This window comes from Curtobacterium sp. MCSS17_007 (genome assembly GCF_003234175.2).
GTDB lineage: Bacteria > Actinomycetota > Actinomycetes > Actinomycetales > Microbacteriaceae > Curtobacterium.
In genome coordinates this window covers 2,324,649-2,346,735 of sequence record NZ_CP126257.1, presented here as the reverse complement: position 1 = coordinate 2,346,735, position 22,087 = coordinate 2,324,649, and the positions used below count along the sequence as shown (strand labels likewise).

Below are 22,087 nucleotides of genomic sequence, written 5' to 3'. Positions count from 1 at the left end.
GACTGTATAACGGCGAGGTAACGGTGCGCCAGCGTGTCCCGCAACCGTTCGCTGCGAGTTCGCCGAACGGATCCGGTGTGGATCAGAAGAGGTCGGGCGACGGCGTCGACGCGTAGCGCACCGCGACGTCCGCGTGGCGGTCGAACCGGTAGCCGACGCCGCGCACCGTCCGGACGATCTCCTCGAAGGCACCGAGCTTCGACCGCAGGCGCCGCACGTGCACGTCGATGGTGCGCTCGTTCGGGGTCTCGTCCTCGCCGTCCGACCACAGGCCGTCGATGATCGCAGCACGATCGACGGTCTGTCCCTCGCGGAGGACGAGGAACTGGAGGAGCTCGAACTCCTTGTAGGTCAGGGGAGCGGCCTCGCCGTCGAGCGTGACACGCTTCCGGGAGATGTCGATGACGACCCCGGTCTCCTCGGGCTCGGGCTTCTCCGCCTGCTTCCGCGCCGCCACGGCGGATCGGTCCTGCAGTGCGAGGCGCACGACGTCGACGTCGCGGCCACCGGACCCCTCGGCGGCGACGGCGACCGCGGCGTAGGTCTCGGACGACGGGACGAGCTGCGCGGTGAGGGCCTTGAGCTGCTCGACGACCGCGGCGAGGGTCGTCCCGGCGGCGGCAGCGGCCGCCTCGTCGATCCCGACGTAGAGCGCGAACCCGCGGGCCTCGGTGCCCTCCGGCAGCGCCCGGTTGCGCTGCGGCGCGACGACGGGGCTGGTCGGGATGCCGCTCGGGACCGGCGGGGCGACCGGCTGCCGGCGCGGACGGATCGGGGTCACGGTCCCGAGGTCGGTCGACGCGGCGGCGGTGCGGAGGGCGGTGCGGGGCTGGGCGATGGTGAGCGACATGGCGGTTCTCCGGGCGGGTGGCTGCGGTGTGGTGCACCGCGGCGGTGTCGAATGCGTCGGTCCGGGTACGGCGGATCGCCGTGTCGCCCAGCGGTCCTGCGGTGGACCGGGGCCTCCCGGGAGGTGCGGGGGACGGTGCCTCGTGCGCTCGCAGTGCCTGCGCGTCGTCGAGGTGGCGTCACCCGGGGATCACACGCGCGCGACCGGGGTGGTGTCGCGGGGGATCCGGCTGGAACGGGTACCGATCAGGCACACATTCGACAACGCATGACCGCCGTCGCCGGCATGATCATGCCGGCGGTCCCCAGGGCCTCGCAGAGGACTCGGGTGGACACGGTTGCAGTCATGGGACGAGTATCGGCGGTATACCAAGGCGCTGTCAACCGTCCGCCCGGACGGTGACCGGAGTGGACAGACGGTGCGCCGACCGGACCGACGACCGGACGGGAGGCGCGCTGCGGCCCCGCCACGCGCCTCCCGTCCGCCGTCGTGCGGAGCGGACGCGGTGCGCGAGACGCCGGCGTGCGTGCCGGACGCCGCCGCTCGCGCGAGACGCCACCGGACGCGGCGGCGTCTCGACGACGCCGCCGCGTCTCGCGGCGACGCCGGCGTCTCGACGCGACCGCCGCGGACGAGAGACGCCCCCGCCGACCGGCCCGCCACGAGGGGCGGAGCCGTGTCGACGGGGGCGTCGGGGGAGCGGGCGCTACTCGGCCAGGCCGTACAGGCGGTCGCCGGCGTCGCCGAGGCCCGGGACGATGTAGCCGTTCTCGTCGAGCTTCTCGTCGAGGGCGCCGAGGACGATGCTCACGTTGCGGTCGCCGACGGCCTGCTCGACCGCGGCGAGGCCCTCGGGAGCGCCGAGGATGCACACGCAGGTGACCTCCTCCGCGCCGCGGGCGAACAGGAAGTCGATGGCGGCCGCCAGCGTCCCGCCGGTCGCGAGCATCGGGTCGAGCACGAAGCACTGGCGCCCGGACAGGTCGTCGGGCAGGCGCTCGGCGTAGGTCTGCGGCTCGAGCGTGTCCTCGTTGCGGGCCATGCCGAGGAACCCGACCTCGGCGGTCGGGACGAGCTTGACCATGCCCTCGAGCATGCCGAGGCCGGCGCGCAGGATCGGCACGACGAGGGGACGGGGCTTCGCGATCGCGACACCCATGGTGTGGGCGACGGGGGTGTCGATCGGCGTGGCCGTGACCCGGACGCCCCGCGTGGCCTCGTACGCGAGGAGCGTGACGAGCTCCTCCGTCAGTGCGCGGAAGGTCGGGGAGGGTGTGGTCCGGTCGCGGAGCACCGAGAGCTTGTGGGTGATGAGCGGGTGGTCGGCGACGTGGACTCGCATGGGATCGAGCGTACCGTGCCGATGGGGCAGGATCGACGCGTGGAACACCCAGCAGGTCGCCCGTTCGCCGCGGCGATGGACATCGCCCTGGCCGAGGCCCGTGCCTGCCTCGCGACCGGGGACGTCCCGGTCGGCGCCGTCGTGCTCGACGCCACGGGAGCGGTCGTCGCGGTGGGGCGGAACGAGCGCGAGGCCCGGCAGGACCCGACGGCGCACGCCGAGGTGCTCGCGCTGCGGGCGGCGGCGGCGGTGGCGGGGGACTGGCACCTCGCCGAGCACACCCTCGTCGTGACGCTCGAGCCCTGCCCGATGTGTGCCGGCGCCGCGCTCGCGGCCCGTGTGCCGCGGATCGTGTTCGGGGCGTGGGACCCGAAGGCCGGGGCGAGCGGCAGCGTCTACGACATCGCCAGGGACCGTCGGCTCCCGCACCGGTCCGAGGTGGTCGGTGGCGTGCGTGAACAGGCCTGCGCGGACCTGCTCGACGCGTTCTTCCGCGAGCGCCGCTGACGGGCCCTGCGTCCGACACCTACTTCCAGAGCACCGCGATCAGGACGTTGGCGATCGCGAGCGCACCCGCCGAGTGGAAGAACGGCAGCGCGGCCTTCGGCTTCGCCTGTCCGGCGTCCGCCCGCCCCTGGCGTGCCCGGGCGACGAGGGCCAGGACCAGGGCGACCGCGGCGACCACCAGCTTCACCCCGAGCTTCGCGTGGTTCGCACCGCCGTCGCTCGACGCGTCGATGATGCCCATCATGGCGAGTCCGGTGACGAGCTGCACGACGAGCCCGACGACCATCCACCCGGTCTGGAACCCGCCCTTGCGACGCACCTGGACGAGGAACGCGCCGATCACCGCCGCGAGACCGAGGAAGTGCAGGACGAGCAGGATCGAGAAGAGCGCGTTCATGCTCCCGAGCCTGCCGGAAGCAGCGCAGGCGCCGCCAGCAAGGACTGCCTCAGTCGGCCGCGCGGATGACGATCGCCTCGGTCGGCGGACGCGGTCCGGTCCGGAGGACGTCCGGCTCGACGTAGATCACACGGGCGACCGGCACGGCGGCGCGGATGCGCTGCTCGACGGTGTCGATGCCAGCGGCCACGTCGCCGAGCCGGCGGTCGCCGTCGACGGCGACCTTCATGCCGACCATCAGCTCGTCCGGCCCGAGGTACAGCGTCTTGAGGTGCACGATCGACTCGACCTCGGGACCGTCGAGCACGGCGGCCTTGATCCGCTCGACGTCGGCGACGCTCGCGCCCTCGCCGACGAGCAGGCTCTTCGTCTCGATGCCGAGCACGACGGCGACCGCGATGAGCAGCAGTGCGATGAGGATCGTGCCGATCGCGTCGAACACCCCGTTGCCGGTGAGCACGGTGAGACCGACGCCGAACAGGGCGAACACGAGGCCGGTCAGCGCGGCGGTGTCCTCGAGCATGACGACGGGGAGCTCCGGCGCCTTCGCCCGGCGGACGAACTGCACCCACGACTGGGAGCCCCTGTGCGGACGGGCCTCGCGCAGGGCGGTGCGGAGCGAGAAGCCCTCGAGCCCGATCGCGATGACGAGCACGGCGACGGGGAGCCACCAGTTCGAGATCGGGTGCGGGTCGGCGAGCTTCTCGATGCCCTCGTACAACGAGAACACGCCGCCGATGGTGAACAGGATGATCGAGACGACGAACGCGTACACGTACCGCTCGCGGCCGTGGCCGAACGGGTGCTCCTGGTCGGCCGCGCGTCGGGCACGGCGACCGCCGAGCAGGAGCAGGAGCTGGTTCGCCGAGTCGGCGAGGGAGTGCACGCCCTCCGCGAGCATGGCCGCGGACCCGCTGATCGCGGCCGCGACGAACTTCACGATCGCGATGCCGACGTTGGCGGCCAGCGCGGCGAAGATCGCCTTCGTGCCTCCGGAAGCGCTCACGGGTGTCCCTTCTCCCTGCCGTGCACCGGGCCCGTCCCGGGCGGCCCGCTGACGGCGATCCTAGGCGCGGGCGCTGGGTAGGGTCGGGAGCATGACGATCGCACTGCCCCGCACCGCCATGCTCGGTGTCGGCTCCATGTCCGGCAGCGTCCTCGAGGGGCTGCTCGCCGCGGGCCTCGACCCGGCGACCGTGACGCTCACCACCCGGTCCGAGCCCTCTGCGGCGGCGTGGCGCGAGCGCGGACTGGAGGCGTCGGCGACGGAGACCGACCCGGACGCCAACCGGGCGGCCGTCCGCGGCGCCGGCCTGGTCGTCCTCGGGGTGAAGCCGTACCAGGTCGGCGAGGTCCTCGACGAGGTCGCCGCCTCGCTCCACCCCGGCGCGGTGGCCGTGAGCGTCGCCGTCGGCACCACGCTCGCCTCGATGGAGGCGCGGGTCCCCGCGGGCGTCCGTGTCGTGCGGGCGTTGCCGAACACCCCGATCGGCGTCGGCCACGGGGTCACCGGTGTCAGCGCCGGGTCCACGGCCGACGACGATGCCGTCGCGCTCGCGTCGAGCGTCTTCGCCGCGTCAGGGCAGGTCATCGAGGTGCCGGAGCCGCAGCTGGACGCGCTGTCCGCCGTCTCGGGTTCCGGACCCGCGTACGTGTTCCTGCTCGTCGAGCAGTGGCAGCAGGCCGCCGAGGCGCTCGGGTTCACCCCGGAGCAGGCCGCGACGATGGTGCAGGGGACCCTGCGGGGAGCCGTCGAGCTCCTCGCCGCGTCCGGACGGGAGCCCGCCGACCTGCGCCGCGCCGTCACCAGCCCGAAGGGCACGACCGAGCGCGCGGTCGCCGTCCTGCAGGAGGCCGACCTGGCCGGCATCTTCACGCGCGCGTCGCGCGCGGCCATCGCACGGGCCGAGGAGATCGCCGCGTCCTGACCCGGCTCGGGGGCCGTGACCGGGAGCCGGACGGGAGGCCCGTGGCGGCGTCGCCACGGGCCTCCCGTCCGCCGCCGGGTCGCTACTCGAGCGCGGCGAACCGCTCCAGGTCCGTCTCGGTCCCCGAGACGATGATCACGTCGTCCTCGCCGATGACGCTGTCCGGCGTCGCCGGCACGAACGCCTTCCCCGGCGACTTGATGCCGAGCACCGTGAGGCCGTGCCGGGTCCGGATGACGGTGGTCGCCAGGTCCTTGCCGCGCACCGCCCGCGGCGGGAACATCTTGACGACCGCGAAGTCGTCGTCGAACTCGATGAAGTCGAGCATCCGACCGGAGACCAGGTGCGCGGTCCGTTCACCCGCTTCGCGCTCCGGGTACACGACGTGGTTCGCACCGATGCGCGACAGGATCGTGCCGTGCGAGCGGCTGACGGCCTTCGCCCAGATCTGCGGGATGCCGAGGTCGACGAGGTTCGACGTGATGAGCACGCTCGACTCCAGGTGCGAGCCGACGGCCACGACCGCGATCGCGAAGTCCTGCGCGCCGATCTGCCGCAGGGCGTCGATGTCCGTCGCGTCCGCCTGCACGGCGTGGGTGACCCGGTCGGACCACTTCTGCACGAGGCCGGCGTCGGTGTCGACGACCAGGACCTCGCGGTGCTGGCGCTCGAGCTGACCGGCGGTGGCGGCTCCGAAGCGGCCGAGGCCGAGGACGAGCACGGGCGCGTCGTGGCTGACGGCCCCGGTGACGGGGTGGGGTGCGCGGCGGTCGGCGCGGGGGCGGCGGTCAGCCAACGATCGGCCTCTCCTCGGGACGGCGGAACAACTGCCGGCTCTGGCTGGCGGCCAGCGCGGCGGCGATGGTCACTGTACCGACCCGGCCCAGGAACATCGTGGCGGCGAGGACGTACTTGCCGGCCTCGGGGAGCTCGGCGGAGATCCCGGAGCTCAGACCGCAGGTCGCGAAGGCGGAGATGACCTCGAAGAGCACGCGGTCGAGCGAGTCGCCCGTGATCTGCAGCAGGACCACCGTCATGACGGCGACGATCGTCGCTCCCCAGAGCACGACCGCGACGGCGACGCGCAGGACGTCGCCGGGGATGCGGCGGCCGAACGCCTCCATGCCCTGGCGGCCGCGGGCCTCGGCGACCGCGGCCAGGAAGAGCACCGCCAATGTCGTCACCTTGATGCCACCGGCCGTCGACGCCGAGCCGCCACCGATGAACATGAGCATGTCGGTGACGAGCAGGCTCGCGCCGTGCATCTGCTCGACGTCGATCGTGGCGAACCCGCCGGATCGCGTCATCGTCGAGAAGAACAGCGCCTGGAACGCGGTGTGTCCGGCGCCGGCGTCCCCGAGCGTGCGGGGGTTCGACGCCTCGAGTGCCGTGTAGACGACCGCGCCGAGGACGAGCAGCACCGCGCTGGTGGCCAGGGTCAGCTTCACGTGGATCGGCCACCGCCGCGGGGTGCGGAACTGCTTGGTGACGGCCCGGATCACCGGGAACCCGATCGAGCCCGCCACCACCGCGACCATGAGGAGCGACAGGAACCAGTAGTCGTTCGCGAAGGGGGCCAACCCCTCGGCGTTGGGGGAGAACCCCGTGTTCGTGAAGGCCATCGCCGAGTAGTAGAAGGCGTCCCCGACGGCGGTCCAGAAGGGGTAGCCCGCCGCGAGCACCGACGGCAGCAGGAGCACACCGATCGCGACCTCGATCGTCAGGGTGCTCACCGCCACGGTGAGCAGGAGCGTGCCGACCTCCCCGAGCCGCACGGCCTGCCCCTCGGGCACGGCCCCGGAGTGCGTGCGGAGCGGGTTCGAGTCGCCGGCGGCGATGAGCTTCGCGCGGAGCCCCAGTCGCCGCGTGACGACCAGGCCGAGGATCGAGGCGAAGGTGAGGACGCCGACGGCGCCGATCTGGGTCCCCACGACGATGAGCACCTTGCCGAAGACCGACCAGTGCGTGGCCATGTCGACCGTCGCCAGCCCCGTCACGCAGACGACCGACGCCGCGGTGAACAGCGCGTCCGCGAAGTGCGTCGGGGTCCGGTCCGCCGCCGCCCACGGGGTCATGAACAGGGTCGTGAAGATGAGGATCAGCGCGACGAAGACCAGGATCGCGAGCCGGGACGGTGACGACCGGAGGACGCCGAGCACGCCGTCGAGACGCCGTCTCGCGCCGCTCGTCGGCGTGTGCCGGTTGAGCGGCTCGGTGCGGTCGAGCATCCTGTGCCTCCGGAGCCGTGGGCAGGTCAGCGGTCATGGTACATGCGTACGGGTCCGGCTAGCCTTGCCGCATGGCCGACATCTTCACCGTCGTGGCGGACCCGACCCGGCGCGAGCTGCTCGGGGCGCTGCTGACGGCGTACGGGTCGGACGCCACCGGCGGCGAACTCAGCGTCGGGCAGCTCGTCGAGAAGATCGGCGTGAGCCAGCCGACCGTGTCGAAGCACCTCCGGGTCCTGCGCGACCACGGTCTCGTCTCCAGTCGCGAGGAAGGCCAGCACCGCTTCTACCGGCTCGACCCGGAGCCGCTCGTCCGGCTCGAGGAGTGGGTCGTCCCGTTCACGGGCGCGGTCGACGCGGACGGCACCCCGGCGACGACGTCGTGGACCCTCGATGGACAGCCGGTCTCGTTCCGCCGGACCGGCACCTCCGGACGGTCCACCGTCGAGGTCGGCACCGAGCTGGGGCGTGTCATGGCCGAGGCCTCGCACCGCGCCACCGCCGCGTTCACGGGTGCGCAGCAGGGCTGGGAACGTGTGGTCGACCGGAGCCGGAAGCGCTTCACCCGCCGCGGCGAGGACGACTGACGCGGACGGTCGAGCGCGGGCTCGGAGTCTCCTGGACACGCGGTCCCACGCGCCCCTATGCTCACCCTGACCACACAGGTCACACCGACCCCGTGCTCGTGCACGGCCACCCGAAGGCGGACCATGACCGGCAGTTTCGACGACGTGCGTTTCCTCACCGTCGCTGAGGTCGCCGAGATGATGCGCGTCTCGAAGATGACCGTCTACCGCATGGTGCACGCCGGGGAACTGCCCGCGATCCGCTTCGGCCGGTCCTTCCGCGTGCCGGAGTCGGCCGTCGCCGAACTCCTGCGCGGCGGCGTCGCCGACGTCGGCTGAGGTCGGTCCGGCCCGCGCTCGTTCGACAGGACCGCTGCGCTCCGCTAGACTCGGCCGGGTTGATTTTCCGCGGTCTCTTCGGGCCCGGTGTCCACACATCTGCATCGTTCCGAGCGAGGTCCACTATGGGTTCTGTCATCAAGAAGCGTCGCAAGCGCATGGCGAAGAAGAAGCACCGCAAGCTCCTTCGCAAGACGCGTCACCAGCGTCGCAACAAGAAGTAAGTCCAGTACTTGCACCCGAAGCCCCGGTCCGCCGGGGCTTTCGTGTTCCCCGGGCCGGTTATGGTGGGGGCATGCCCGCCGTGACCCTCCTGACGAAGCCCGGCTGCCACCTCTGCGACGACGCACGACCCGTCGTCGAGCAGGTCGTGGCGGCGCACCCCGGTGTCACGCTCGAGGAACGGTCGATCCTCGACGACGACGCGCTGCGCGAGGAGTACGCCGAGGACATCCCGGTCGTCCTCGTCGACGGACGGGTGCACAGCAACTGGCACGTGGACGCCGACCGGCTGCACCGTGCCATCGAGAACGCAGAGAAGGCCGAGGCCCGCGCATGATCCACCACGTCGTCTCCTGGACCGTGCGGGAGGACCTCGACCGCGCCGCGACGATCGAGCGCATCCGCGAACTGCTGACGGGGCTCGTCGGCACGATCGGCTCCGTCCGGTCCCTCGAGGTCGTCGAGAACGTCGCGTACCCGGGGAAGAACCAGGACGTCGCCGTCGTCGCGACGTTCGACGACCTCGCCGGTCTCGACGAGTACCAGTTCCACCCCGACCACCAGGCGGCGGCAGCGGAGATCCGCGAACTCGTCACGGGGCGGGCGGCCATCGACTGGGAGCGCTGAGCAGCGCCTCCCGGCGCGCACGCGACAGCGGCCACCCTCCTGTCGGAGGGTGGCCGCTGTCGTGTCCGCGCTGGTGACTACGGGGTCAGGCGCGTCGGACCGCGGAACAGGTACGTGACCTCGCGGATGGACGGCTCGTGCAGCGCGAGCATGAGCACGCGGGCCAGGCCCATGCCGAAACCGCCGTGCGGCGGGACGCCGTAGCGGAAGAAGTCGAGGTACCAGCCGAGCTCCTCGGGGTCGAGGCCCTTCTCGACGGCCTGCGCCTCGAGCACGTCGACGCGGTGCTCGCGCTGGGCACCCGTGGAGATCTCCGCGCCGTTGAACAGCAGGTCGTAGCTGTTCGTGAGCGACGGGTCGTCGGCGTGACGCATGTGGTAGTACGGGCGGATCGAGGCGTCGTAGTCGGTGACGAACACGAACTCCGAGCCGTGCGTCTCCTTCGCCCAGGCGCTCACGCGGCGCTCACCCTCGGGGTCGAGGTCGCCGTCCGCCCGCACGACGTCGTGTCCGCTGTCGGCGACGATCTTCCGCGCCTCGGCCAGCGTCACGCGGGGGAACGGGGCGGTCGGCACGACGAACTCGAAGCCGAAGACCTCCTCGATCTCCTTGCCGTACTTCTCCTTGACGGCGGTGAAGCCCGCGACGAGCAGCTCCTCGTGCATCGCCATGACGTCGGCGTGCGACTCCACCCACGAGATCTCGGCGTCGACGCTCGTGAACTCGGTGGCGTGGCGGCTCGTGAAGGACGGGTCCGCACGGAACGCGTCCGCGATCTCGAACACCGCTCCGAAGCCGGCGGGCTGCGCCATCTGCTTGAAGTTCTGCGGGGACTGCGCCAGGTAGGCGGTGGTCTCGAAGTACTCGAGCTGGAACAGCTCGGCGCGCGACTCGGACGCCGACGCCATGAGCTTCGGCGTGTGGATCTCGATGTAGTCGCGCTCGACCCAGTAGGTACGGAACGCGTGCTCCAGCGTGGTCTGGATGCGGAAGATGAGGTTCTGCTTGCGGTTGCGCAGGTCGAGGAATCGCCAGTCGAGGCGCTTGTCGAGCGACGAGTCGTCCGCGATGGGCGTCTCCGGGATCGCCGCGCTGACGACCTCGAGCGAACCGACCTTGACCTCGAGCCCGCCGAGCTTGACGCGCTCGTCGTGCTTCAGGGTGCCGCGGACGTGCACGAAGGTGCCGTGCGCCAGGCCGGAGATCTCGTTCGTGATGGCGAGCCGGGCCCGGGCGTCGTCGTCGCCGTCCTCGGCCTCGCGCGTGGCGGGGTTCACCAGCTGCGCGGCGCCGGTCTCGTCGCGGAGGACGACGAACTGGACCTTCTTCTGGTCGCGGACGGTCTCCACCCAGCCGGCGACGGCAACGGGGCCGTCGGGGAGGGCGGCGAGGTCGGCGATGCGGGTGCGTTCGATCACGGTCGTCGAGTCTACGGCCTCCTCCACAGATGGGGTCGCGGCGCGTTCTCTCCACAGCTCCGGCCGGGAGGCGCGGCACGCCTCCGGCACCTCCGTAGCGTCGTCCGTGCGGTCGGGTCGCGAGTCGAGAGGGGTCCCGGATGGCGGCATCGGGAGCGGGGCTCGCGGCCTGGCCGCCCGTCGCGGTGGCGGCGGTGGCGGCGGCGCTGGTCGGGTCGGCACTGACGCTGGTGGGCGCGGCCGTGGGCGGCGTCTGGGCGCTGCTGCGGTGGCGGCGGGTCGTGGCACGTGAGGAGCGTGACCGGGCCTGGGCGGGGTCCGTGTGGACGGTGGAACACGCGAGCGACGCAGACGTCGGGCGTGCGGAGATCGGTCGGGCCAGCGCGCAGGCGATGTCCGACATGCAATCCTCCGCGACGACGACATCGCGGTCGGCAGGATCGTGTTGACGCTCATCACGAAGGGAGACAGACGTGGCAGTACAGGACCCGACGGAAGCGTTCATCGAGCGCGACGATGAGCGGTGGCGGCAGCAGGTCCGACGGCGGTACCGCTTCCGCCCTCGGAAGGCCCGCCGGATCATCCGACTCCACGACGACACGCAACTCTGGCTCGAGGAGCTCCGGGCGGTGCGGCGCGAGCGGGCACGGCTCATCGAGGCAGGAGAACTGCAGGTCGATCGGTGACCGTGCGGAGTCTGGTGCTGTCAGGGGAGCGAAGCGCGCAGGGTGCTGAGCGTGCCGATGAACTCCTCGGCCATGCCGGCGCGCTCGACGAGCTTCGCGTGCCGGGCGCGCGCGTCGTCGAGGGATGCGTCGAGCCGTGCCGCGAGTGCCGCCTGGTCCTCGGGGCCGGCGTCGGCCAGGGCGTCGACGACGCGCAGCAGCTCCGCCATCTCGTCGAGTGAGAACCCGAGGGGCTTCATCCGGCGGATCACGAGCAGGCGTTCGAGGTCCTGTGCGGTGTACACGCGGAACCCTCCGGCGGTCCGGCCGCTCGGCACGAGGAGCCCGACCTCGTCGTAGTGGCGGATCGTCCGCAGGGACATCCCCGCTCGTTCGGCGAGCTCGCCGATGTGCATGGTGTCACCCGGCGTCGGGGTGGTGGAGTCGGTCGCGTGCACGGAAGCCATGGTGGCAGACCGCCTCTCGAGGTCGCTCGGTGCTCGGTGTGCGTCGCAACCCTACCCTCACGTCAGGGTAGTGTTGCCGGTGATGTCCCTCGCACCCCTCGCCCCCGCGGCGCCCACCGTCCTCAGCGCGCTCCGGTCGCCCCGGCTCCTCACCCGTGAGCTCCTGGCCGGTGTGGTCACGGCACTCGCCCTCATCCCCGAAGCGATCTCCTTCTCCGTCGTCGCCGGGGTCGACCCGGCCGTCGGACTCTTCTCGAGCGTCGTCATCGCGGTGGTGATCTCGATCGTCGGCGGTCGACCCGCGATGATCTCCGCCGCAGCGGGCTCGGTCGCGCTCGTGATCGCCCCGCTCGTGCGTGACCACGGCGTCGCCTACCTCGTCCCCGCGGTGGTGCTCGGCGGCGTGTTCCAGCTGGTGCTCGGCTTCCTCGGCGTCGCCCGGCTCATGCGCTTCATCCCGCGCAGCGTCAACGTGGCCTTCGTCAACGCGCTCGCGATCCTCATCTTCACCGCGCAGCTGCCGAACCTGTTCGGCGACGACGTGCCGCTCGTGGTGTGGCCGCTCACGGCGCTCGGCGTCGGCATCATCATCGCCTTCCCCTTCCTGACGAAGGCCGTCCCGGCTCCGTTGATCGCGGTCGTGGTGATCACCGCGATCACGATGGTCTTCGGCGTCGCCGTCCCGACCGTCGGCGACGAGGGGGCGTTGCCGACCGCGCTGCCCGGCTTCGGCGGCATCACCGTCCCGCTGTCGCTCGAGACCCTGCAGATCGTCGCGCCCTACGCGTTCGGTGTCGCGATCGTCGGGCTCATCGAGACGCTGCTCACCGCGCAGCTCGTCGACGCGCTCACCGAGACCCGGTCCAGTGCCTGGCGTGAGTCGTGGGGGCAGGGCGTCGCCAACATCGCATCGGCGTTCTTCGGCGGGACCGGCGGGTGCGCGATGATCGGGCAGACGGTCATCAACGTGAAGACCGCGGGCGCACGGACCCGGGTGTCGACCTTCGCCGCCGGCGCCTCGGTGCTCGTGCTCACGATCGTCCTCCACGACCTGGTGGCCCAGATCCCGATGGCGGCCCTGACCGCCGTGATGCTCATGGTCTGCGTCGCCACGTTCGACTGGCACAGCGTCCGACCGCGCACGCTCGGGCGGATGCCGCTCGGCGAGACGGCGGTCATGGTCATCACCGTCGTGGTGGTCGTCGCGACCGACAACCTCGCCACGGGCGTACTGGTGGGCGTGGTCGTCGCCGCCCTCGTGTTCGCCCGTCGCGCCGCGCACGTCGTCTCCGTGGTCCGCGAGCCGGTCGACGAGCACACCGTGCGCTACCGCGTCCGCGGCGCGCTGTTCTTCGCGTCGTCGAACGACCTGGTCACGCGGTTCTCCTACGCCGAGGACCCGGAACGGGTGATCGTCGACATGTCCGACGCGCACGTGTTCGACGCGAGCACCGTCGCGGCGCTCGACGGCGTGGAGCAGCGGTACGCGCGGCACGGCTCGACCGTCGAGGTGGTGAACCTCAACACGGGCTCGGTCGCCCTGCACGGCCGGCTCACCGGGCGCCTGGGCTGACGGGCCGGCCGGTCCGAGTCCGGTCGACCGGGGCTGAACGGTCGCACATCCGGTGAATCCCCTGTGGGGCGGGTGATGACGGCGGAGCGACCTAGACTGGAACCCATGCCCGCGACACGGATCCACCTCGTCCGGCACGGCGAGGTCCACAACCCGGGGCGAGTGCTCTACGGTCGGCTGCCCGGCTTCGGCCTGAGCGATCTCGGTGCCGAGATGGCAGCCGCGTCCGCGACCACCTGGCACGACGCCGGGGTCGACGTCCGGCGGATCGTCGCCTCGCCGCTCCAGCGCACGCAGGAGTCCGCGGCACCGTGGGCCGCCGCGTACGGGCTCGACGTCTCGCTCGACGAGCGCCTCATCGAGCCGACGAACCGGTACGAGGGTCAGCGCCCGGGCTTCACCAAGCGCTCGATCGGCCGGCCCGCCGAGTGGCCGTGGATCGCGAACCCGTTCCGACCGAGCTGGGGCGAAGCGTACGAGTCGATCGCCGACCGGATGCTCGCCGCGGTCACCTCCGCGTGGGAGAGCGTCGACGGCGGCGACGTCGTCCTCGTCAGCCACCAGCTGCCCATCTGGATGGTGCACCGCCGGCTCGCGGGGGAGCCGCTCTGGCACGACCCGCGCAAGCGACGGTGCGACCTCTCCAGCATCACGACCCTCGAGCGTGTGCCCGCCACCTCGTCCGGTCGCTTCACCGAGGTCGGGTACGCGGACCCCGCGCAGTCCCTGCGGGCGTCCGCGATCGACGAAGGAGCAGTCTGATGTCCACTCGCAGCCGGATCGCCGCCGCCGTGGCATCGGCGGTGATCGCAGCCCTGGCGCTCGCCGGGTGCTCGTCGTCGAACGACGACCTGTCCCGCCAGTACGGCAGTGGCACCACCCAGAACTACATCTCCGGCAACGGGGCGGTGACCGAGGTCGCTGCTGACGACCGCAGCGCCCCGGTCGACTTCACGGCGAAGGACACCGACGGCGACACGATCTCGGCGGAGGCGCTCCGCGGCAAGGTCGTGGTCCTCAACTTCTGGTACGCCGGGTGCCCGCCGTGCCGTGCCGAGGCGAAGTACCTCAACCAGGTGCACGACGAGTACGCGGACGACGACGTGGCCTTCGTCGGCGTCAACGTCCGCGACGAGGAGGGCACGGCGGCCGCCTTCGAGCGCACCTTCGACGTGCCGTACCCGACGGTGCTCGACGCACGAGACGGCACGGTGCAGCTCGCGCTCTCGGGGCAGATCGCACCGAACGCGGTCCCTGCCACGATCGTGCTCGACAAGCAGGGCCGTGTGGCCGCCCGCGTGCTCGGTGCGGTCGACGGGAAGAGCATCCTGCAGACCCTGGTCCGCGACGAGCTCGACGGCAAGGCGTCCTGACCCGTGCCCGGCAACCCCTTCGCCGACGCGATCCTGAGCGGCCAGATGCTGGTGGCGCTGCCCGTCGCAGCGCTGGCCGGACTGGTGTCGTTCCTGTCCCCGTGCGTGCTCCCGCTCGTGCCCGGCTACCTGGGCTACGTCGGCGGGATCGCCGAGGGCGGGCAGCGCAGGGGCCGGGTGGTGCTCGGGGTCGTGCTGTTCGTGCTCGGCTTCACGGCGGTGTTCGTCGCCTACACGACCGTGTTCGGCGCGCTCGGCTTCTGGCTCGTGCGGTGGCGTGACCTCATCACGCAGGTGCTCGGGATCGTCGTGATCCTCATGGGCCTGGTGTTCATCGGGCGCTTCACGTTCCTGCAGCGCACGATCAAGCCGTCGTGGACCCCGGCGACCGGGCTCGTCGGCGCACCGCTGCTCGGCATCGTGTTCGGGCTCGGCTGGACGCCCTGCCTCGGGCCGACCCTCGCCGCGATCAACCTGCTCAGCGTCCAGTCGGGCAGTGCCTGGCAGGGCATGTGGCTCGGCGTCGCCTACTGCCTCGGGTTGGGGATCCCGTTCGTCCTCGTCGCGCTCGGCGCCGGCTGGGCGACCGGTGCGATCCGTGCCGTGAAGCGCCACATGCGCACCGTCAACATCATCGGAGGAGCGATCCTGATCGTCATCGGTCTGCTCATGGTCACCGGTATCTGGTCGGCCGTCATGTCGAGCCTCGGGGCGGTGATCCAGAGCTTTGTCCCCGCGGTCTGAGCACGACACCACCTCCGGCGTCGACCCGATGCGGCCGTCGGACCACGTCGACAGCGCCCTCCCTGCCTCCGACGACGGCGGCGTGACGCAGCCGAGGCTCGGGTTCCTCGGGTACCTGCGCTTCTTCTGGCGCCAGCTGACGAGCATGCGCACCGCGCTGTTCCTCCTCATGCTGCTGGCGCTGGCCGCGATCCCCGGGTCGCTCGTGCCGCAGCGCACGGCCGACCCGAACGGTGTCGTGCAGTACAAGGCGGACCACCCGCAGCTGTTCCCCGTGCTCGACGCGCTGCAGGTCTTCGACACCTACACGTCCGTGTGGTTCTCGGCCATCTACCTGCTGCTCTTCGTGTCGCTCATCGGCTGCATCGTCCCGCGCACGAAGCACCACTGGCAGGCGCTCCGCACCCGCCCGCCGAAGACACCGGTGCGCCTCGGTCGGCTGGCCGGCTACCGGTCCGTGCCCGTCGAGTCGGACGCGACCACGAGCCTCCCGTCCGTCGACGACGCCGTGACCCGCGCGGCGGCGCTCCTCAAGCGGTCCGGCTACCGCGTCGAGCGGTTCGGGGACTCGGTCAGTGCCGAGCGCGGGTACCTGCGCGAGACCGGCAACCTCGTCTTCCACGCGGCCCTCGTCGGTGTCCTCGTCGCGGTCGGCCTCGGCGGTGGGTTCAGCTACACCGGGCAGCGACTGCTGGTCGAGGGCCAGACGTTCTCGAACGTCCTCGGTTCCTACGACTCGTTCAACCCGGGACGCTGGTTCCGGCAGACCGACCTCCAGGGCTACAACCTGCGGCTCGACAAGTTCACGACCACGTACGAGGAGAAGAACCTCGACGCACTCGGTCAGGCGCTCGACTACTCGGCGACGGTCACCAGCCAGGAGAAGGGCCAGGCGGCGAAGACGAGCCGGATCGGTGTGAACGACCCGCTCTCGGTCGGCGGGACGAACGTGTACCTCCTCGGCAACGGCTACGCCATGCAGGTCACGGTCCGCGACGGCAAGGGCAACGTGGCGTTCCAGGACGTCGTGCCCTTCCTGCCCGAGGACGCGAACTACACGTCCACCGGCGTCATCAAGGTGCCGGACGCCTCGCCGTCGCAGCTCGGGCTCGTCGGGTTCTTCTACCCGACGGCGTCGAAGCTCTCGACCGGTGCGTTCGCGAGCGCCTACCCGGACGCGCAGAACCCGCTCCTGACCCTGCAGGTCTACCGCGGTGACCTCGGGCTCGACAGCGGTGTCCCGCAGAGCGTCTACTCGCTCGACACCAGTGGCCTCGAGCAGATCGCGGGACGGCAGTCGACGACGGCGAGCATCGAGCTCAAGCCCGGTGAGACGAAGACCCTGCCCGACGGCACGGGCTCGATCAGCTTCGACGGCGTGAAGCGCTACGTCTCGCTCGACGTGCACCACGACCCGTCGCAGCTGTTCGTCGCCGGGTTCGCCGTGCTCGCGGTGCTCGGACTGCTCACGTCGCTGTTCGTGCCGCGCCGCCGCGTGTGGGTGAAGGCCGTCCCGCGCAAGGGTGCGGAGCACGGCGAGTACGACCTCGAGTACGCCGGTCTGGCGCGCGGCGAGGACCCCAACCTCGAGCGCGCGGTCGACGACATCGCCCGCCGGCACCTGTCGGACCTCGGAGTTAGGATTCCTGCGTGAACGACATGACGACCAACCTGGCGACCTACTCGGTCGTCCTGACGTACTCGGCCATGGCGGTCTACGTCATCGCGTTCATCTCGTTCGCACTCGACATGGCCAAGCGGTCGGGCCAGGTGACGGCCGCTGCCGGCGGCGCCGCTGCGGCTCCCGCCGAGCGCACCGTCGCGACGGTGCAGGGCGGGACGGTCGTGCTCGAGAAGGTCACCGCCGACGCCGGTCGCTCCGGCGGCGGCGGCACGAAGTTCGAGCGTGTCGGCATGGCGATGACGATCCTGGCGCTCGTGCTGCACGTCGGTGCGACGGTGCTGCGCGGCATCGCCGCCGATCGTGTGCCGTGGGGCAACATGTTCGAGTTCTCGCTCACGGGCACGGCGCTCATCACGCTGATCTTCCTGCTCGTGCAGTTCTGGCAGAACCTGAAGTTCCTCGGGGTGTTCATCACCGGGCTGACGATCATCCTGCTCGGCATCGCGACCGTGAACTACTGGGTGCCCGTGGTGCCGCTGCAGCCCGCGCTGCAGTCGTACTGGCTCGTCATCCACGTGTTCGTCGCGATCGCGGGCACGGGGTTCTTCGCCCTCGGTGCCGGCCTCGCCGTCGCGCAGCTCGTGCAGACGCACCGGCAGGGCCGGCCTGCCTCGAAGCAGCTCCGCTTCATGGAGACCCTGCCCGACGCCGACCGGCTCGAGGTGCTGACCTACCGCGTGCTGCTCGTCGGCTTCGTGCTCTGGACCTTCACGCTCATCGCCGGCGCGATCTGGGCCGAGCGGGCATGGGGCCGCTACTGGGGGTGGGACACCAAGGAGGTCTGGACCTTCATCATCTGGGTCGTCTACGCCGGGTACATCCACGCTCGTGCGACCCGCGGCTGGCGCGGTGCCCGGTCCTCGTGGCTGGCACTCATCGGCTTCGCCGCCGTGATGTTCAACTTCTCGGTGGTCAACGTGTTCTTCAAGGGCCTGCACAGCTACTCGGGTCTGTGAGCGCGGCAGGGCGTCGCTGACGCGACCACTCGACGGACGGGAGGCGCGGTGCCGGACGGCACCGCGCCTCCCGTCCGTTCCGGTGCCGGTCGCGCGCGTCCTGTTCCCACCCGCGAGTGGGCCTGATCCCTCACGCTCCGTGGTCGGCGCCGACACAGTGCGCCCGTCCGGCGGACGTGAGCGGCATGTCCTGGCCGCTCGACGCCGCCGCCCGCCTACGCGGCGGCGAGCAGGGCGTGGACGCGTCCCAACCGCGCGAGCCACCATGCCGTCCGCTGTGGTGACGCGGCGTTCCGTTCCAGCAGCTCCTGCGACACCTCCACCCGACGGACCGGCACGCGGCCGTCGGCCGGCAGTAGGGGAGCGGCGGTGACGTCCGACCCGAACATCGCGGCTGTCCCGAGGCCGGCCGCGTAGCCGGGGCTCATCGCCGCCGCCGCGAGGAACGCCCCCATGCCGAGGCCCACCGACGTGTCCAGGGCGCTGGAGACCACGCACGGCAGACCGGCCTCGGCGACCACCGCTCGCGCTGCCGTCACGCCCCCGAGGGGCTGCGCCTTCACGACGAGCACGTCCGCTGCGCCGGCGCGTGCGACCGCGAGGGGGTCCGACGCCTTGCGGACGCTCTCGTCTGCGGCGACGGCGACTCCGAGCCCCGCGGTCCGCGTGCGCAGGGCCGCCAGCTCGGGAACGGTCCCGCACGGTTGCTCGGCGTACTGCAGGTCGAACCGTGCGAGCCGCTCGAGCGCATCGGTGGCCTGGTCGAGGGTCCACAGGCCGTTGGCGTCGACACGCACCGCCGCGTCGGGACCCATCACCCGCCGGACCTCGGCGACCCGGGCGACGTCGTCCTCGACGGTGGTCCCGGGCTCGGCGACCTTGACCTTGGCGGTCGTGCACCCCGGGAAGCGGGCGAGCAGGTCCGCGACGGCGTCCGGTGCGATCGCGGGGACCGTCGCGTTCACCGGGACGGACTCCGCCGCCGGCTCGTGCTCGGTCCACCCGAAGTCCACCGCGGCGCGGAGCCACGCGGCCGCTTCGGCGTCGTCGTACTCGACGAAGGGCGAGAACTCGGTCCAGCCGGCCGGTCCGCGGAGCACGAGGGCCTCGCGGACGGTGATGCCACGGAACCGGACCCGCATCGGGAGGGCGACGACGTGGGCGTCGGCGGTGAGGTCGGCGAGGTCGGGGAGCACACCCCATCCTCCCGCACCGGCACCACCGACGACCGGGCCGCGGCGGTCGGGCTGTCCCGCGTCCAGCGCACCCGCCGGTTCCTCGGAGCCGACCGCCAGGGCCGGCCACTAGCATGCATCGGTCGGCCAGGGTCGACGAGGCCGCGGAGCAACGCGGCGCGAACGTGCAGCGACCGAGGAGAGGGAGGGCCGGTGGCGTCGGATCCGCAGCAGCGCGCCGCAGCGCAACGCGCCGCCGCCGAGCGTGCAGCAGCGCAGCGGGCGGCCGCCCAGCGCCAGACCCCGCAGCGCCAGACCCCGCAGCGCCAGACCCCGCAGCGCCAGCCGGCGCAGCGTCCGACCGCCCAGCGGCCGACGACCCAGCGTCCGGCCGCCCAGCATGCTCCCGCGCAGCGCGCCGCTGCACCCGCGACGGCATCGGAGGCGCGCGGCGGCGCAGCCCGGTCCGACCCCCGGTCGACGGGGGACTTCGAGCGGCTCATGCAGCGGAACACCGTCGACACACGGATCCTCGCGCAGACCGCCCGACGACGGAAGAACCCGATCACCGGCAAGATCGCTCTCGGCCTGGCGGTGGTCTCCGCGGCCGTGGACGCCAGCGCGTTCGCCGTCTTCATGGGCGGTGACACGACCTTCGCCTTCGGTATCTGCTTCGTGGTCGTCTTCCTCACGCTCATCGCGGCGGTGCTCGGCTTCATCGCCGCGGTCGGGTCGTTCGGCCGCTGGTACGGCGCGGTCGGGGTGGTGCTGGCGTTCTTCGCCAACCCGGTCATCCTGATCGTGCTGCTCGTGGTCGTCGCACCCGAGGCGCTTTCGGGGATGTAGCCGGGCGGCTCCGCGCGTCGACCGATCCGACGGCACGGGTGTCCGGCGATACGGTGGGGACATGGCAGCTCCCGTCTCCGACCTGTTCGACCCCGACGTCTGGACCGCCGCCCCGGTCGCGGAGCACTTCACCGACATCACGTACCACAAGCACGTCTCGCAGGGCATCGTCCGGGTCGCGTTCGACCGGCCCGAGGTCCGCAACGCCTTCCGCCCCCGCACCGTCGACGAGCTCCACCGCGCGCTCGACGACGCCCGCCAGGACCCGCGCGTCGGGGTCGTCCTGCTCACGGGGAACGGTCCGAGCCCGAAGGACGGTGGCTGGGCCTTCTGCTCCGGCGGGGACCAGCGGATCCGCGGCCGCAGCGGCTACCAGTACGTCGGTGACGAGGGCGCTCCGCCCGAGGGCGTGGACCCGGCCGCGGCCCAGGCGTCGATGGGCCGCTTGCACATCCTCGAGGTGCAGCGCCTCATCCGCATGATGCCCAAGGTCGTCATCGCGGTCGTGCCCGGGTGGGCCGCCGGCGGCGGACACTCCCTCCACGCGATCTGCGACCTCACGATCGCGAGCGCCGAGCACGGACGGTTCAAGCAGACCGACGCGGACGTCGGCTCGTTCGACGGTGGGTACGGCAGCGCCTACTACGCGAAGCAGATCGGGCAGAAGTTCGCACGCGAGGTGTTCTTCCTGGCCGAGGAGTACTCGGCGCAGCGCGCGTACGAGATGGGCGCGGTGAACAAGGTCGTCCCGCACGAGGACCTCGAGCGCGAGGCGATCCGGTGGGGCGAGACGATCCTCGGCAAGTCGCCGACCGCGATCCGCATGCTGAAGTACGCGTTCAACGCGGTGGACGACGGCCTGGTCGGGCAGCAGGTCTTCGCGGGCGAGGCGACACGCCTCGCCTACGGCACGGACGAAGCCGTGGAGGGTCGCGACTCCTTCCTCGAGAAGCGCGCGCCCGAGTGGACGTCGTTCCCGTGGCACTACTGACGCCGGGTCGGCGCGCGTGAGCCGGCCGCTCGTCGCGGCGGGTGCGTCGGACCCGGTCGCCGTGCTGCGCGGCCTGGAGGCTGCCCTCGCCGGCGGACCCGCACTCCTCCCCGTCGCCGAGGACGCACCGGCGCTGCCGACGCCGGCTCCGTCGCACGTCGCCCAGCGGGTCGCCGTCGTCGTCGAGACGAGCGGCTCGACCGGCACCGGGAAGCGTGTGGCGCTGTCCTCGGACGCGCTCCTCGCGGGCGCGGCCTCGGCCGACGCGGCACTCGGCGGCCCGGGACGCTGGGTCCTCGCGCTGCCGACGCACTACATCGCGGGCCTCAACGTGCTGACGCGTTCGATCACCGCCGGCACGACGCCCGTCGTCCTGGCGCCGGGCCACTTCGACGCCGGGAGCTTCGCGGACGCGGTCGACCGGCTCGACGTCGGCCCCGAGGCCCCGCACCGGTACACCTCGCTCGTGCCGGTGCAGCTCGCGCGGGTCCTCGCCGACCCCCGTGCCACGGCGGCTGCGGCCCGCTTCGACGCCGTCCTCGTCGGTGGGCAGGCGACGCCGGCCCCGCTCCGGCAGCGGGCGCTCGACGCCGGGGTCCGCATCGTCACGACCTACGGCGCGAGCGAGACGAGCGGCGGGTGCGTGTACGACGGCACACCGTTCGGCACCGTCCGCACCGCGCTCGTCGACGGCGCGCTCGAGCTCGCCGGTCCGATGCTCGCCGAGGGTTACCTCGACGACCCGGAACGCACCGCAGCGACCTTCACGGAGCGGGACGGGCACCGCTGGTACCGGACCGGCGACGCGGCCGTGATCGACGACGACGGACGGGTGCGCGTGCTCGGACGCCTCGACGACGTCATCGTGTCCGGCGGCGAGAAGGTCCCGCTCGGCGCGGTCGAACGGCGCGTCCGCGAACTCGCCGGCCAGGAGGCCGCCGTCGTCACCCGGCGGGCGTCAGGGGAGTGGGGCGAGGTGCCGGTCGTCGTCACGGAGCACCCGCTCGACCTCGACACCGTGCGCGCCCACGTCGCCCGCACGCTCGGGCGGGCCGCGCGTCCCGCGGACGTCCTGGTCGTGGACGCGGTGCCGATGCTCGCGTCCGGCAAGCCCGACCGCCGTGCCGTCCGAGCGCTCGCGGACCCCGAGGGTGCTCCGACCCCGTAGCCGTCACGGATACGATGGTCG

At 72.0% G+C, this 22,087-nt stretch carries 27 protein-coding genes; 18 read left to right on the top strand and 9 right to left on the bottom strand.

The window, feature by feature from the left end; genetic code table 11:
* Positions 1-82 precede the first annotated feature (82 nt).
* Both DEJ22_RS11100 and upp read right to left on the bottom strand, forming a co-directional pair.
* Positions 83-850 carry a winged helix-turn-helix domain-containing protein gene (locus DEJ22_RS11100; RefSeq protein WP_111227186.1) on the bottom strand — a complete coding sequence of 256 codons (768 nt, stop codon included), beginning with the start codon at positions 848-850 and terminating at the stop codon, positions 83-85.
* Between the two features lie 706 nt (positions 851-1,556).
* A complete protein-coding gene (upp, locus tag DEJ22_RS11095) occupies positions 1,557-2,192 on the bottom strand; it encodes a uracil phosphoribosyltransferase (RefSeq protein WP_111227185.1) in 636 nt (211 codons plus the stop codon).
* Between the two features lie 75 nt (positions 2,193-2,267).
* Here upp and DEJ22_RS11090 point away from each other — a divergent pair, with 75 nt between their 5' ends.
* Positions 2,268-2,699: a nucleoside deaminase gene (locus DEJ22_RS11090; protein WP_111227184.1), complete on the top strand. Its 432-nt coding sequence runs from the start codon at positions 2,268-2,270 to the stop codon at positions 2,697-2,699.
* A gap of 19 nt (positions 2,700-2,718) precedes the next feature.
* Here DEJ22_RS11090 and DEJ22_RS11085 read toward each other — a convergent pair whose 3' ends face one another.
* Complete coding sequence (locus DEJ22_RS11085) at positions 2,719-3,096, bottom strand: hypothetical protein (protein WP_111227183.1); 378 nt, start codon at positions 3,094-3,096, stop codon at positions 2,719-2,721.
* Between the two features lie 49 nt (positions 3,097-3,145).
* Positions 3,146-4,102, bottom strand: coding sequence for a cation diffusion facilitator family transporter (locus tag DEJ22_RS11080; RefSeq protein WP_111227182.1), 957 nt, complete (start codon positions 4,100-4,102; stop codon positions 3,146-3,148).
* A gap of 91 nt (positions 4,103-4,193) precedes the next feature.
* Between DEJ22_RS11080 and proC the strand changes: the two genes are divergently transcribed.
* Positions 4,194-5,024: a pyrroline-5-carboxylate reductase gene (proC, locus tag DEJ22_RS11075; RefSeq protein ID WP_111227181.1), complete on the top strand. Its 831-nt coding sequence runs from the start codon at positions 4,194-4,196 to the stop codon at positions 5,022-5,024.
* Positions 5,025-5,106: 82 nt separating this feature from the next.
* Here proC and DEJ22_RS11070 read toward each other — a convergent pair whose 3' ends face one another.
* Together DEJ22_RS11070 and DEJ22_RS11065 are read right to left on the bottom strand one after the other, a co-directional pair.
* Complete coding sequence (locus DEJ22_RS11070) at positions 5,107-5,745, bottom strand: potassium channel family protein (RefSeq protein WP_111227180.1); 639 nt, start codon at positions 5,743-5,745, stop codon at positions 5,107-5,109.
* A 67-nt stretch (positions 5,746-5,812) separates the two neighbouring features.
* Positions 5,813-7,252, bottom strand: a complete 1,440-nt coding sequence (locus DEJ22_RS11065; RefSeq protein WP_111227179.1) for a TrkH family potassium uptake protein — start codon at positions 7,250-7,252, stop codon at positions 5,813-5,815.
* A 71-nt stretch (positions 7,253-7,323) separates the two neighbouring features.
* Here DEJ22_RS11065 and DEJ22_RS11060 point away from each other — a divergent pair, with 71 nt between their 5' ends.
* The 5 genes from DEJ22_RS11060 to DEJ22_RS11040 all read left to right on the top strand — a co-directional run bounded on the left by DEJ22_RS11060 (position 7,324) and on the right by DEJ22_RS11040 (position 9,006).
* Positions 7,324-7,839 carry an ArsR/SmtB family transcription factor gene (locus tag DEJ22_RS11060; RefSeq protein WP_111227178.1) on the top strand — a complete coding sequence of 172 codons (516 nt, stop codon included), beginning with the start codon at positions 7,324-7,326 and terminating at the stop codon, positions 7,837-7,839.
* Between the two features lie 123 nt (positions 7,840-7,962).
* Entirely contained in the window at positions 7,963-8,157 is a 195-nt protein-coding gene (locus DEJ22_RS11055; protein ID WP_111227177.1) for a helix-turn-helix domain-containing protein, read from the top strand.
* 125 nt (positions 8,158-8,282) lie between these two features.
* Positions 8,283-8,381: a 30S ribosomal protein bS22 gene (locus DEJ22_RS11050; RefSeq protein ID WP_003792170.1), complete on the top strand. Its 99-nt coding sequence runs from the start codon at positions 8,283-8,285 to the stop codon at positions 8,379-8,381.
* Between the two features lie 71 nt (positions 8,382-8,452).
* Positions 8,453-8,716 carry a glutaredoxin family protein gene (locus tag DEJ22_RS11045; protein ID WP_111227176.1) on the top strand — a complete coding sequence of 88 codons (264 nt, stop codon included), beginning with the start codon at positions 8,453-8,455 and terminating at the stop codon, positions 8,714-8,716.
* Positions 8,713-9,006 carry a Dabb family protein gene (locus tag DEJ22_RS11040; protein ID WP_111227175.1) on the top strand — a complete coding sequence of 98 codons (294 nt, stop codon included), beginning with the start codon at positions 8,713-8,715 and terminating at the stop codon, positions 9,004-9,006. The genes DEJ22_RS11045 and DEJ22_RS11040 overlap by 4 nt, the downstream gene beginning before the upstream one ends.
* A 77-nt stretch (positions 9,007-9,083) precedes the next feature.
* On the opposite strand, the gene aspS is transcribed toward DEJ22_RS11040, so the two are convergent.
* Complete coding sequence (gene aspS / locus DEJ22_RS11035; RefSeq protein WP_111227254.1) at positions 9,084-10,424, bottom strand: aspartate--tRNA(Asn) ligase; 1,341 nt, start codon at positions 10,422-10,424, stop codon at positions 9,084-9,086.
* A gap of 140 nt (positions 10,425-10,564) precedes the next feature.
* Here aspS and DEJ22_RS11030 point away from each other — a divergent pair, with 140 nt between their 5' ends.
* Both DEJ22_RS11030 and DEJ22_RS11025 read left to right on the top strand, forming a co-directional pair.
* Positions 10,565-10,873 carry a hypothetical protein gene (locus DEJ22_RS11030; RefSeq protein WP_111227174.1) on the top strand — a complete coding sequence of 103 codons (309 nt, stop codon included), beginning with the start codon at positions 10,565-10,567 and terminating at the stop codon, positions 10,871-10,873.
* A gap of 24 nt (positions 10,874-10,897) precedes the next feature.
* Positions 10,898-11,110 carry a hypothetical protein gene (locus DEJ22_RS11025; RefSeq protein ID WP_111227173.1) on the top strand — a complete coding sequence of 71 codons (213 nt, stop codon included), beginning with the start codon at positions 10,898-10,900 and terminating at the stop codon, positions 11,108-11,110.
* Positions 11,111-11,130: 20 nt separating this feature from the next.
* Here DEJ22_RS11025 and DEJ22_RS11020 read toward each other — a convergent pair whose 3' ends face one another.
* Positions 11,131-11,505, bottom strand: coding sequence for a MerR family transcriptional regulator (locus DEJ22_RS11020; RefSeq protein WP_258379623.1), 375 nt, complete (start codon positions 11,503-11,505; stop codon positions 11,131-11,133).
* Positions 11,506-11,638: 133 nt separating this feature from the next.
* On the opposite strand from DEJ22_RS11020, the gene DEJ22_RS11015 reads away from it, so the two are divergent.
* The 6 genes from DEJ22_RS11015 to ccsB all read left to right on the top strand — a co-directional run bounded on the left by DEJ22_RS11015 (position 11,639) and on the right by ccsB (position 17,886).
* A complete protein-coding gene (locus tag DEJ22_RS11015) occupies positions 11,639-13,129 on the top strand; it encodes a SulP family inorganic anion transporter (RefSeq protein ID WP_111227171.1) in 1,491 nt (496 codons plus the stop codon).
* A 105-nt stretch (positions 13,130-13,234) separates the two neighbouring features.
* Positions 13,235-13,891: a histidine phosphatase family protein gene (locus DEJ22_RS11010; protein WP_111227170.1), complete on the top strand. Its 657-nt coding sequence runs from the start codon at positions 13,235-13,237 to the stop codon at positions 13,889-13,891.
* Positions 13,891-14,502: a TlpA family protein disulfide reductase gene (locus tag DEJ22_RS11005; protein WP_111227169.1), complete on the top strand. Its 612-nt coding sequence runs from the start codon at positions 13,891-13,893 to the stop codon at positions 14,500-14,502. Before DEJ22_RS11010 ends, DEJ22_RS11005 begins: the two co-directional genes overlap by 1 nt.
* Before the next feature lie 45 nt (positions 14,503-14,547).
* Entirely contained in the window at positions 14,548-15,246 is a 699-nt protein-coding gene (locus tag DEJ22_RS11000; protein WP_111227253.1) for a cytochrome c biogenesis CcdA family protein, read from the top strand.
* 28 nt (positions 15,247-15,274) lie between these two features.
* A complete protein-coding gene (resB, locus tag DEJ22_RS10995) occupies positions 15,275-16,900 on the top strand; it encodes a cytochrome c biogenesis protein ResB (RefSeq protein ID WP_111227252.1) in 1,626 nt (541 codons plus the stop codon).
* Positions 16,901-16,905: 5 nt separating this feature from the next.
* Positions 16,906-17,886 (top strand): c-type cytochrome biogenesis protein CcsB, encoded by a 981-nt coding sequence (gene ccsB / locus DEJ22_RS10990; protein ID WP_111227251.1) that lies wholly within the window; start codon positions 16,906-16,908, stop codon positions 17,884-17,886.
* 215 nt (positions 17,887-18,101) lie between these two features.
* Here ccsB and DEJ22_RS10985 read toward each other — a convergent pair whose 3' ends face one another.
* On the bottom strand, positions 18,102-19,082 hold the full coding sequence (locus tag DEJ22_RS10985) for an o-succinylbenzoate synthase (RefSeq protein ID WP_111227168.1): 981 nt from the start codon (positions 19,080-19,082) through the stop codon (positions 18,102-18,104).
* A 192-nt stretch (positions 19,083-19,274) separates the two neighbouring features.
* Between DEJ22_RS10985 and DEJ22_RS10980 the strand changes: the two genes are divergently transcribed.
* The 3 genes from DEJ22_RS10980 to DEJ22_RS10970 all read left to right on the top strand — a co-directional run bounded on the left by DEJ22_RS10980 (position 19,275) and on the right by DEJ22_RS10970 (position 22,066).
* Positions 19,275-19,907, top strand: coding sequence for a hypothetical protein (locus DEJ22_RS10980; protein WP_111227167.1), 633 nt, complete (start codon positions 19,275-19,277; stop codon positions 19,905-19,907).
* A gap of 61 nt (positions 19,908-19,968) precedes the next feature.
* Positions 19,969-20,898, top strand: coding sequence for a 1,4-dihydroxy-2-naphthoyl-CoA synthase (locus DEJ22_RS10975; protein WP_111227166.1), 930 nt, complete (start codon positions 19,969-19,971; stop codon positions 20,896-20,898).
* 16 nt (positions 20,899-20,914) lie between these two features.
* Positions 20,915-22,066: an AMP-binding protein gene (locus DEJ22_RS10970; RefSeq protein WP_111227165.1), complete on the top strand. Its 1,152-nt coding sequence runs from the start codon at positions 20,915-20,917 to the stop codon at positions 22,064-22,066.
* The last annotated feature ends 21 nt before the right edge of the window (positions 22,067-22,087 follow it).

Coding starts and splice junctions, on each gene's coding strand:
- DEJ22_RS11065 (WP_111227179.1), bottom strand. CDS start 7,252: ATGCTCGACCGCACCGAGCCGCTCAACCGGCACACGCCGACGAGCGGC.
- DEJ22_RS11015 (WP_111227171.1), top strand. CDS start 11,639: ATGTCCCTCGCACCCCTCGCCCCCGCGGCGCCCACCGTCCTCAGCGCG.
- DEJ22_RS11060 (WP_111227178.1), top strand. CDS start 7,324: ATGGCCGACATCTTCACCGTCGTGGCGGACCCGACCCGGCGCGAGCTG.
- DEJ22_RS11000 (WP_111227253.1), top strand. CDS start 14,548: ATGCTGGTGGCGCTGCCCGTCGCAGCGCTGGCCGGACTGGTGTCGTTC.
- DEJ22_RS11100 (WP_111227186.1), bottom strand. CDS start 850: ATGTCGCTCACCATCGCCCAGCCCCGCACCGCCCTCCGCACCGCCGCC.
- DEJ22_RS11040 (WP_111227175.1), top strand. CDS start 8,713: ATGATCCACCACGTCGTCTCCTGGACCGTGCGGGAGGACCTCGACCGC.
- upp (WP_111227185.1), bottom strand. CDS start 2,192: ATGCGAGTCCACGTCGCCGACCACCCGCTCATCACCCACAAGCTCTCG.
- resB (WP_111227252.1), top strand. CDS start 15,275: ATGCGGCCGTCGGACCACGTCGACAGCGCCCTCCCTGCCTCCGACGAC.
- DEJ22_RS11045 (WP_111227176.1), top strand. CDS start 8,453: ATGCCCGCCGTGACCCTCCTGACGAAGCCCGGCTGCCACCTCTGCGAC.
- DEJ22_RS11090 (WP_111227184.1), top strand. CDS start 2,268: ATGGACATCGCCCTGGCCGAGGCCCGTGCCTGCCTCGCGACCGGGGAC.
- DEJ22_RS11055 (WP_111227177.1), top strand. CDS start 7,963: ATGACCGGCAGTTTCGACGACGTGCGTTTCCTCACCGTCGCTGAGGTC.
- ccsB (WP_111227251.1), top strand. CDS start 16,906: ATGACGACCAACCTGGCGACCTACTCGGTCGTCCTGACGTACTCGGCC.
- DEJ22_RS11010 (WP_111227170.1), top strand. CDS start 13,235: ATGCCCGCGACACGGATCCACCTCGTCCGGCACGGCGAGGTCCACAAC.
- DEJ22_RS11085 (WP_111227183.1), bottom strand. CDS start 3,096: ATGAACGCGCTCTTCTCGATCCTGCTCGTCCTGCACTTCCTCGGTCTC.
- DEJ22_RS11030 (WP_111227174.1), top strand. CDS start 10,565: ATGGCGGCATCGGGAGCGGGGCTCGCGGCCTGGCCGCCCGTCGCGGTG.
- proC (WP_111227181.1), top strand. CDS start 4,194: ATGACGATCGCACTGCCCCGCACCGCCATGCTCGGTGTCGGCTCCATG.
- DEJ22_RS10975 (WP_111227166.1), top strand. CDS start 19,969: ATGGCAGCTCCCGTCTCCGACCTGTTCGACCCCGACGTCTGGACCGCC.
- DEJ22_RS11020 (WP_258379623.1), bottom strand. CDS start 11,505: ATGCACATCGGCGAGCTCGCCGAACGAGCGGGGATGTCCCTGCGGACG.
- DEJ22_RS11005 (WP_111227169.1), top strand. CDS start 13,891: ATGTCCACTCGCAGCCGGATCGCCGCCGCCGTGGCATCGGCGGTGATC.
- DEJ22_RS11050 (WP_003792170.1), top strand. CDS start 8,283: ATGGGTTCTGTCATCAAGAAGCGTCGCAAGCGCATGGCGAAGAAGAAG.